The 9,213-nt window shown below is 70.1% G+C and carries 7 protein-coding genes; 3 read left to right on the top strand and 4 right to left on the bottom strand.

Annotation, left to right across the window (positions count from 1 at the left end):
* Positions 1 to 244: 244 nt before the first annotated feature.
* The gene (locus RGD00_RS20155) at positions 245 to 1,003 is read right to left on the bottom strand and encodes a class I SAM-dependent methyltransferase (protein ID WP_310459068.1); all 759 of its coding nucleotides are present in this window, start codon (positions 1,001 to 1,003) and stop codon (positions 245 to 247) included.
* Between the two features lie 63 nt (positions 1,004 to 1,066).
* Here RGD00_RS20155 and gloB point away from each other — a divergent pair, with 63 nt between their 5' ends.
* From gloB to RGD00_RS20140, 3 genes are all read left to right on the top strand, one after another.
* Positions 1,067 to 1,828: a hydroxyacylglutathione hydrolase gene (gene gloB, locus RGD00_RS20150; protein WP_310459069.1), complete on the top strand. Its 762-nt coding sequence runs from the start codon at positions 1,067 to 1,069 to the stop codon at positions 1,826 to 1,828.
* Positions 1,829 to 2,049: 221 nt separating this feature from the next.
* Positions 2,050 to 4,368 carry an ATP-dependent Clp protease ATP-binding subunit ClpA gene (gene clpA, locus RGD00_RS20145; protein WP_310459067.1) on the top strand — a complete coding sequence of 773 codons (2,319 nt, stop codon included), beginning with the start codon at positions 2,050 to 2,052 and terminating at the stop codon, positions 4,366 to 4,368.
* A complete protein-coding gene (locus RGD00_RS20140; protein WP_310459066.1) occupies positions 4,365 to 5,333 on the top strand; it encodes a M23 family metallopeptidase in 969 nt (322 codons plus the stop codon). Before clpA ends, RGD00_RS20140 begins: the two co-directional genes overlap by 4 nt.
* A 166-nt stretch (positions 5,334 to 5,499) precedes the next feature.
* Here RGD00_RS20140 and RGD00_RS20135 read toward each other — a convergent pair whose 3' ends face one another.
* The 3 genes from RGD00_RS20135 to RGD00_RS20125 all read right to left on the bottom strand — a co-directional run bounded on the left by RGD00_RS20135 (position 5,500) and on the right by RGD00_RS20125 (position 9,130).
* Complete coding sequence (locus RGD00_RS20135) at positions 5,500 to 7,296, bottom strand: peptidoglycan -binding protein (RefSeq protein ID WP_310459065.1); 1,797 nt, start codon at positions 7,294 to 7,296, stop codon at positions 5,500 to 5,502.
* Positions 7,297 to 7,299: 3 nt separating this feature from the next.
* A complete protein-coding gene (locus tag RGD00_RS20130; protein ID WP_310459064.1) occupies positions 7,300 to 8,439 on the bottom strand; it encodes a biopolymer transporter ExbB in 1,140 nt (379 codons plus the stop codon).
* 145 nt (positions 8,440 to 8,584) lie between these two features.
* Positions 8,585 to 9,130, bottom strand: coding sequence for a gamma-glutamylcyclotransferase (locus tag RGD00_RS20125; protein ID WP_310459063.1), 546 nt, complete (start codon positions 9,128 to 9,130; stop codon positions 8,585 to 8,587).
* Positions 9,131 to 9,213: the final 83 nt, after the last annotated feature.

Raw genomic sequence — 9,213 nt, 5'->3', positions numbered from 1 at the left:
GGGGCCCAAAGCCCCCGGCCAGCGCCCGCCCCGCCCATGGCGGGCGCTTCTCGCCCGCCGGGGCAGGCGCTGGCCTGTCGGTTTTAGGGCGTCACGGTTTCCAATGGCACCGCCGCGCGACGGGCGGAGGAAACGCAATGCGTTTCCTCATCCCGCCCGACCTGATCTCGATGTAGTGGCCGACCCTGCATCCCATGGCGAAGGCACGCGCCTTCGCCAGCCACAACGGGCCGAGGATGCGCCCCTACTCCTGCGCCGCCGATTGCGGCGTGGGCACGGGCTGGCCCACGCCCTCCAGCACCCGCAGCGGCCGGCGCACCACCGCACCCAGACCGCCGCGCGTGGGGGCGTAGACCTGCTTGCTGGCCTCGGTCATCAGCACGCCGCCCGCATAGAGCGGCAGCACACGGCCCATGCCCTCCCAGAACTCTGCCGTGCGCAGCCAGAACCGGCGTTCGGACGGCGGCAGGAACAGCGCCGCCGCGGTGCGTTCGGGGGCGAAGGCGTGGCGTTCCAGCTGGCCTTCCAGCTGCCCCGGCGAATAGGGCCGGCCGAAACCGAAGGGCGTGCCGTCGCCGCGCGCCCACAACCCCGACCGGTTCGGCACGATCACCAGCACCCGCCCCCCCGGCGCCAGCACCCGCGCGCATTCCTCCAGCACCGAGGACGGGTTCTGCGAGGTTTCCAGCCCGTGCAGCAGCAAAAGCCGGTCCACCGTGCCCGTCGCCACCGGCCATTGCGTCTCTTCGCACAGTGCGGCGACATTGGGCTGCCCCGCCGGCCAGGGCATCACCCCCTGCTGGCCCGGCATCAGCGCGATCACCCGCGCCGACTGCGCCAGAAAGGGCCGCAACAGCGGCACCGCAAAGCCGAATCCCAGCACCGTCATGCCGCTTGTATCCGGCCAGATCGTGCCTACCTGATCGCGTATCGCCTTCTGCGCCGCGCGCCCCAGACGGGTGCGGTAATAGAAATTGCGCAGGTCGAGCACGTCCAGATGCATTGCGGCGGCGCCTTTCGCGGGCGAAGGTCGGGGCAGGATACACAGGACATATAGGGAATGACCATGCCGCTTGAAATCGTCACCGTGCCCTGCCTCAAGGACAACTACGCCTATCTGGCGCACGACCGCGCCACCGGCGCCACCGCCTGCGTGGACGTACCCGAGGCGGCGCCGGTGCTGGCGGCGCTGGCGGATCGCGGCTGGCGGCTGGACCGGATCCTGATCACCCACCACCACGGCGACCATATCGACGGCGTGGCCGCGGCCGTCGCCGCCACCGGCGCGCAGGTGACGGGGGCAGAGGCCGACCGCCACCGCCTGCCGCCGCTGGATACCGCGGTGGCCGAGGGCGACCGGGTGGATCTGGGCGGGATCGCGGGCCATGTGATCGAGGTGCCCGGCCATACCGTGGGCCATGTCGCCTATGCCTTCCCCGGCGCGGTCTTTACCGGCGACAGCCTGATGGCGCTCGGCTGCGGACGGCTGTTCGAGGGAACGGCGGCGCAGATGTGGCAGAGCCTGCAAAAGCTGGCCGCCCTGCCCGCCGACACGCTGGTCTGTTCGGGCCACGAATATGCCGCCGCCAACGCCCGCTTCGCGCTGACCATCGACCCCGCAAATCCCGCGCTGGCCGACCGCGCGGCCCGCATCGCCGCCGCCCGCGCCGAAAACCGCCCCACCGTGCCGGTGCGGCTGGCCGAGGAACTGGCGACCAACTCCTTCCTGCGCGCCCGCGACCCCGCGATCCGCGCGCAGCTGGACCTGCCCGATGCCCCCGCGGCCGAGGTCTTTGCCGAAATCCGCGCCCGCAAGGACCGTTTCTGACCGCGGCCCCTCCGGCGGCCCCCGGCCCCCCCCCCCGCACATCCCCCCGGCGCGCGATCACATTTTGCGCGAAACCGTCAAGAAACGATCACGCCCCGGAAAAATGACTTGAAGGCAGGCGCAGAAAGCCGATCTTAATCACATGAGGCCAGGGTCGGCCGAGGGGGTTCCGGGGCAACCGGAAACACCCCCGACCGGCCCGCAGGACAGGAGCACCCAACGTGCCATCTTTCACCACCACGCTCGAGCAAGCCATCCACGGCGCGCTGGCGCATGCGAATGCGCGCCGGCATGAACTGGCCACGCTGGAACATCTCCTGCTGGCGCTGATCGACGAACCCGACGCCGCGCGCGTGATGAAGGCGTGCTCGGTCGATCTCGACGACCTGCGCCGCACGCTGGTGGATTTCATCGACGACGACCTGTCCACCCTCGTGACCGAGGTCGAAGGGTCCGAGGCCGTGCCGACCGCCGCCTTCCAGCGCGTGATCCAGCGCGCCGCGATCCATGTGCAGTCCTCCGGCCGGACAGAGGTCACGGGCGCAAACGTGCTGGTCGCGATCTTTGCCGAACGCGAATCGAACGCCGCCTATTTCCTGCAGGAACAGGACATGACGCGCTATGACGCGGTGAACTTCATCGCCCATGGCGTGGCCAAGAATCCCGCCTTCGGCGAGGCGCGCCCCGTGCAGGGCGCCGAGGAACACCTCGAAACCCCCAAGGCCGAGGCCGGCGAGGCAAAGGAATCGGCGCTGTCGAAATTCTGCGTCGATCTCAACACCAAGGCGCGCAAGGGCGACGTGGACCCCCTGATCGGGCGGGAATCCGAGGTCGAACGCTGCATCCAGGTGCTGTGCCGGCGGCGCAAGAACAACCCGCTGCTGGTGGGCGACCCCGGCGTGGGCAAGACCGCCATCGCCGAGGGGCTCGCGCTCAAGATCACGCGCGGGGAAACGCCCGACGTCCTGTCGGGCTCGACCATCTACAGCCTCGACATGGGCGCGCTTCTGGCCGGCACCCGCTATCGCGGCGATTTCGAGGAACGGCTGAAGGCGGTGGTGAAGGAACTTGAGGATCACCCCGACGCGATCCTCTTCATCGACGAGATCCATACCGTCATCGGCGCCGGGGCCACCTCTGGCGGGGCGATGGATGCCTCGAACCTGCTGAAACCCGCGTTGCAGGGCGGCAAGCTGCGCTGCATGGGCTCGACCACCTACAAGGAGTTCCGCCAGCATTTCGAAAAGGACCGCGCGCTGTCGCGCCGGTTCCAGAAGATCGACGTGAACGAGCCTTCGGTGCCCGACACGATCAAGATCCTGATGGGGCTCAAGCCGCATTTCGAGGCGCACCACGACCTGCGCTATACCGCCGACGCGATCAAGGCGGCGGTGGAACTGGCCGCGCGCTATATCCACGACCGCAAACTGCCCGACAGCGCCATCGACGTGATCGACGAGGCGGGCGCGGCGCAACACCTGCTGACCGAAAGCAAGCGGCGCAAGACCATCGGCACCAAGGAGATCGAATCCGTGGTGGCCAAGATCGCCCGCATCCCGCCCAAGAACGTGTCGAAAGACGATGCCGAGGTGCTCAAGGATCTGGAAAAGACGCTCAAGCGCGTGGTCTTCGGCCAGGACAAGGCGATCGAGGCGCTGTCCTCGGCGATCAAGCTGGCCCGCGCCGGCCTGCGCGAACCCGAAAAGCCGATCGGCAACTACCTGTTCGCCGGGCCGACGGGGGTGGGCAAGACCGAGGTGGCGAAACAGCTCGCCTCCAGCCTCGGGGTGGAACTGCTGCGTTTCGACATGTCGGAATATATGGAGAAACACGCGGTTTCCCGCCTGATCGGCGCGCCCCCGGGCTATGTCGGCTTCGACCAGGGCGGCATGCTGACCGACGGGGTGGACCAGCATCCGCATTGCGTGCTGCTGCTGGACGAGATCGAAAAGGCCCACCCGGATGTCTACAACATCCTGTTGCAGGTGATGGACCACGGCAAGCTGACCGACCACAACGGCCGTCAGGTGGATTTCCGCAACGTGATCCTGATCCTGACCACCAACGCCGGCGCCTCGGACATGCAGAAGGCCGCGATCGGTTTCGGCCGCGACCGGCGCGAGGGCGAGGATACCGCGGCGATCGAGCGGATCTTCACCCCCGAATTCCGCAACCGGCTGGACGCCATCGTCAGCTTCGCCCCGCTGCCGAAAGAGGTGATCCTGCAAGTGGTCGAGAAATTCGTGCTGCAACTGGAGGCGCAGCTGATCGACCGCGGCGTGCATATCGAACTCACGCCCGAGGCCGCGGCATGGCTGGGCGACAAGGGCTATGACGACAAGATGGGCGCCCGCCCGCTGGCCCGCGTCATCCAGGAACACATCAAGAAACCGCTGGCCGAGGAACTGCTGTTCGGCCGGCTGACCAAGGGCGGGCTGGTGCGCGTCGCCGTCAGGGACGGCGCCATCGACCTGCAGATCACGGAACCGCAGAAGCCCCGCATCGCGGGCTCCAAGCCGCCGCTTCTGACGGCGGAATGATCCGCAGGGCGGCCTGCGCCCTTTTCGCCGCGGCGGCATGGCCCGCCGCGGCGCAGCCCGTGATGCATCTGCCCGTGGATTGCGCCTTGGGCGAAACCTGCTTCATCCAGAACTATCCCGACCACGACCCCGGCCCGGGGTTTTCTGATTTCACCTGCGGCCCCCTGGGCTATGACGGCCACGACGGCACCGATTTCGCCCTGCTGTCGCTCGCCGCGATGCAGGCGGGGGTGGCGGTGCTGGCCCCGGCCGATGGCGTGGTGACGGGCACCCGCGACGGCATGCAGGACATCGCCGTGAACGACCCCGCCGCCCCACCCCTCGACGGGCGGGATTGCGGCAACGGGCTCGCCATCGACCACGGCGGGGGGTGGGTCAGCCAGTTGTGCCACCTCGCGCAGGGCTCGGTCACGGTGCGCACGGGCGACCGGGTGACGGCGGGCCAGCCGGTGGGCCGCGTGGGCCTGTCGGGACGCACGGAATTCCCCCATGTCCACCTGTCCCTGCGCCAGGGCGACCGGAAGGTGGACCCCTTCGCACCGGACCCCGCCGCCGCCTGCGGCGGCCCCGCGCAGCCCGGCCTCTGGGCCGCGCCGATCGCCTATGCCCCCGGCGGGCTGGTCGGCGCCGGCATCACCGACCACGCGCCCGACTATGCCGCCATCCAGTCCGCCCCGCCCGCCACCACGCCCCTGCCCCGCAGCGCCCCGGCTCTGGTGGCCTGGGCGCTGCTCTACGGCACCCGCAGCGGCGACCGGCTGGCGATGCGCCTGACCGGCCCGGACGGCACGGTGGCCGAGGATAGCTCCACCGTTGAGCGCACGCAGGCGCGCAGCTACCGCTACATCGGCCGCCGCGCGCCCCCCGGCGGCTGGCCTGCGGGCGATTATCGCGCCAGCCTGACCCTGACCCGCGGCGGCACCGTCATCGCGCGGCACGAGGCGCGTGTCACCGTCGGGCCCTGACCCCGGCGGCGGTGCGAGTGAAAACGTCGGCGGCCTCCGGCGGGGATATTTAAGGACAGAAAATGACCAAAGGTGCGCCCTTCCTCATTTTCTGTCCGAAAATATCCTCAGGGGGTGAATTGGCGAAAGCCAAGAGGGGGCAGAATGCCCCCTGCGCCGCCCGGGCCTAGCGTTCCGTCAGCTTCATCTCGATCCGCCGGTTCTGCGCCCGCGCCTCCAGGCTGTTGCCCTCGACCACCGGGCGGTATTCGCCAAAGCCGGTCGCCGCCATCCGGTCCGGCGGAAAGCCGAGCGTTTCCTGCATGAACCGCACCACCGACAGCGCCCGCGCCTGGCTGAGTTCCCAGTTGTCGCGATAGGCGCCGAGGCCCGACAGGGGCACGTTGTCGGTATGGCCGTCCACCCGCAGGATCCAGTCGATGTCGGGCGGGATCTGGCCCGCGACCTCGGCCAGCGTGGCCGCCACCTGGGCGATCTGCGCCCGGCCCTCGGGCGCCAGATCGGCCGAGCCCGGCTGGAACAGCACCTCGGAAGAAAAGACGAAGCGGTCGCCCACGATCCGCACGCCCTCGCGCCCCGCCATCACCTCGCGCAGCTGGCCGAAGAAATCGGAACGGTAGCGTTCGAGCTGTTTCGCCTCTTCCTCCAGCCGCCGGCGTTCGGCCGCCTCCATCTCTGCCCGGCGGCGTTGTTCGGCGGCGACCTGCGCCAGCGCGGCGTTCAACTGGCTGCCGAGCGCCTCGATCTGCACCCTGGCGTCGCTGTCGCGCACGGCGGCTTCGTCGAGGATCGCCTGCAACGCGCCCAACTGCCCGCGCAGTGCCGCGATCTGTTCGTTCAGCAATGCCACCTGGCGTTCGGTCCGGGCCGATTTCGCCTGTTCCGCCGCCAGCGCGGTATTGGCCGTGGCCAGCAGGGCGGCGCGCTGTTCGGCCTCGGTCATATGGCGTTCGGCCTGCTGTTCGGCGGCCAGTTTCGCCGCCAGCGCGGCGGCCAGCTGGCGTTCGACCTCTGCCCGGTCGGCATCCGCCACGCGCGCCGCATCGGCCACCGCGGCGGCGGCGGCGGCATCCGCCAGCGCCCTGTCGCGGTCGGCCAGCGCGGCGGCGAGCCGCAGGTCCAGGTCGTCGCGCGCGGCATTGGCGGCGGCGAGCATGGTCAGCGTATCCTCGGCCCGCTTGCGCTGCGCCTCCAGCGCCAGCGTCATCGCGGTCAGTTCGGCGTCGGCCTCCTGCAACCGCTGGCGCAGGGTCTCTGCCGCCGCGGCCTCGGCAAGGCGGGTGGCCTCGGCCTCGGACAGGCGGGTTTCGGTTTCGGCCAGCGTGCTGCCCTGCGCCTCCGCCTCGTGCCGCAGGTCGGCGATCAGCGCCTCCAGCGCCTCGCGCCGGGCGGCGGCGAGGCGGGCGGTTTCCGCCGCCGCGTCGACCTCATCCCGGGCCTGGGCGAGCGCGAGTTGCAGCGCCTCCTGTTCGGAAATCATCACCTGCCGCGCGGCCTCCAGATCGGCCAGTTCGGCGGTCAGCCGTGCGCCCTCGGCCCGGGCGCTGTCGCGGTCGGCCAGAAGGGCGGCCACCTGCGCCTCGAAGGCGGTGATGCGGGTGGCGGCGGCGGCCAGTTCGCCCTCGCGCGCGGCCAGTTGGCCGGTCAGCGTGGCGATGAGGGCCGATTGTTCCTCGCCCCGCGCCTGCGCCTGCGACAGCGCGGAACCCAGCCGGCCGACCTCTGCCTCCAGCCCCTCGGCGCGGCGGCGTTCGAGCCCGAGCGCATCGGCCAGCCCCGCCACCTGTTCGGTCAGCGTGGTCAGTTCGCTGTCCTTTTCGGTGATCGTGTCGCGCAGGACCGATTGCACCACGGTGAAGATCGTCAGCAGGAACAGCTGCACCAGCAGCAGCGTGGTCAGCGCATCGACAAAGCCCGGCCAGGTCGTCGTCTCGCCGATCCTGCCCCGCCGCGACAGCGCCATGGCCTAGCCCCGCCCCAGGGCGCCGCGCGACAGCTGCCGGATCGCCGCCGTCAGCGCCCCCAGATCGCCGCGCAGGTCGGCCACGCTTTCCTGCCGCCCGGCGGCGATTTCCTCGAGGATGCGCAGCAGTTGCACGTCGATGGACCGCAGGCGCATGCGGCTTTCGGCGTCGATCTGGGCCGCGGCCTCGGGCATGGCCGACAGCGCGGCGATCAGCCGTTCCTGCCCCTCGGCCAGCGTGCTCGCCTGCCCGGCGGCGCGGGCGGTGGCGGATTCGCCCTGTTCGACCAGCCGCAGCATGCCCTGCGCCAGCGCCTCGAACCCGTCGGACAGTTGCGCGCGGTCGTCCGCCATGCGCTGGCCCATGGTCTCGATCTGCTGCGCCATCTGTTCCAGCACCCCGATCAGCGCCGCCTGATCGCCGCCCGGCCCCTCGCCCTCGCCCGCCGCGAAGCCGAGCCGGGTGATGGTGGAGATCCATTCCTCCAGCTCGCGGTAGAAGCGGTTCTGGCCATGGCCCGCGAACAGGTCCAGAAGCCCCACCACCAGCGACCCCGCAAGCCCCATGAGCGACGACGAAAACGCCGTGCCCATGCCGCCAAGCTGCGATTCCAGCCCGCCCATCAGCTTGTTGAACACGTCGAGCCCGGTTTCCCCCGCCTGCGGCGCAAGGCCGCGGATGGTTTCCACCACCGCCGGGACGGTGATCGCCAGCCCGTAGAACGTGCCCAGAAGGCCGAGGAAGATCAGCAGGTTGGCAAGATAGCGGGTGACATCGCGGGCCTCGTCCATCCGGGTGGCGACGGAATCGAGGATGGACCGCGCCGAGGCGGTGGTGATCTGCAACCGCGTGGCGCGGCTGCCCATCAGCGCGGCCAGGGGCGCCAGCAACCGCGGCGGATCGCCGGGTTCGGCGCCGGGGGTGACGAAGCCCTCGATCCAGATCACCGAAACGATCAGCTGGAACACCTGCCAGAAACACGACAGAAGCCCGATCAGAAAGACCACCCCGATGAAGCTGTTGAGCCAGGGGTTGGAAAAGAAGATGCCCCGGATCGTGGGCAGCACCAGCCAGACCCCGACGGCGACCAGCACGATCACCGTCAGCATGGCCACGATCTGCCGGACCGGCTGTGTGAACATCACCGAACTCCCGCGGGAGGGGCGCAGTGCTGGTTTTTCCACCGGGTGTCACCTGCTCTCTGGGACCTGCCGCCCCGACAATAGGCGCGGGCGCGCGCGCTGCCAATGGCAATCGGGGGCGGAATGCCGCGCTGCCGCGCAGTTTTCAGCGCAGGTTCCCGCAAAGCCCGCGCACCCGGGCGGCGAGCCATTCCAGATCGGGGTCGGCGATGCCCAGTTCGGCCAGATGCGCGGCGGTGTTCCACAGATAGTCCCGGTTCGGGCCCCGCCCGCCGGTGGCCCGCGCGATGATGCGGGCCTGTTCCTCGGGGTCGAGCCCGCCGCAATACTGCACGTGATCGGGGTCCACGACATAGGCCAGCGCCTGCCGTGCCCGCCCGTCGGCAAGGTACAGCGGCTGCACCGTTTCCAGATAGGCCGAGGACACGAGTTCGCGTTCGCGCAGGCCCGCCAGCGTTTCCTCTTCCGTCCCCGGGGCGACGCGGAAGGCCACGCCCTGGCAGGCCATGCCGGCGGCGGCATCGAGCGCCAGCACCAGCCCCGGCGCCTCGGGCGTGCCGCGGTGGTGGATCGACCACATGCAAAAGCTGCGCCGCCAGCCCGGCAGCCGCGCGACCGCCCGTTCGGCCACCGCGAAGCCCGGGTTCCAGATCAGCGATCCATAGCCGAAAACCCAGAGTTCCGTTCCCATTCCCGCCCGATGCCCCGCCCGATACCCCGATGTGACTGGCCCTTGGCCCCTGCCCCCTGTATTCCTCAACCGCAAGCCGGGTG

This window comes from Ruixingdingia sedimenti, assembly GCF_031432425.1.
GTDB classification, from domain to species: Bacteria; Pseudomonadota; Alphaproteobacteria; order Rhodobacterales; family Rhodobacteraceae; genus Ruixingdingia; species Ruixingdingia sedimenti.
This window is presented reverse-complemented; position numbering and strand designations above follow the sequence as displayed.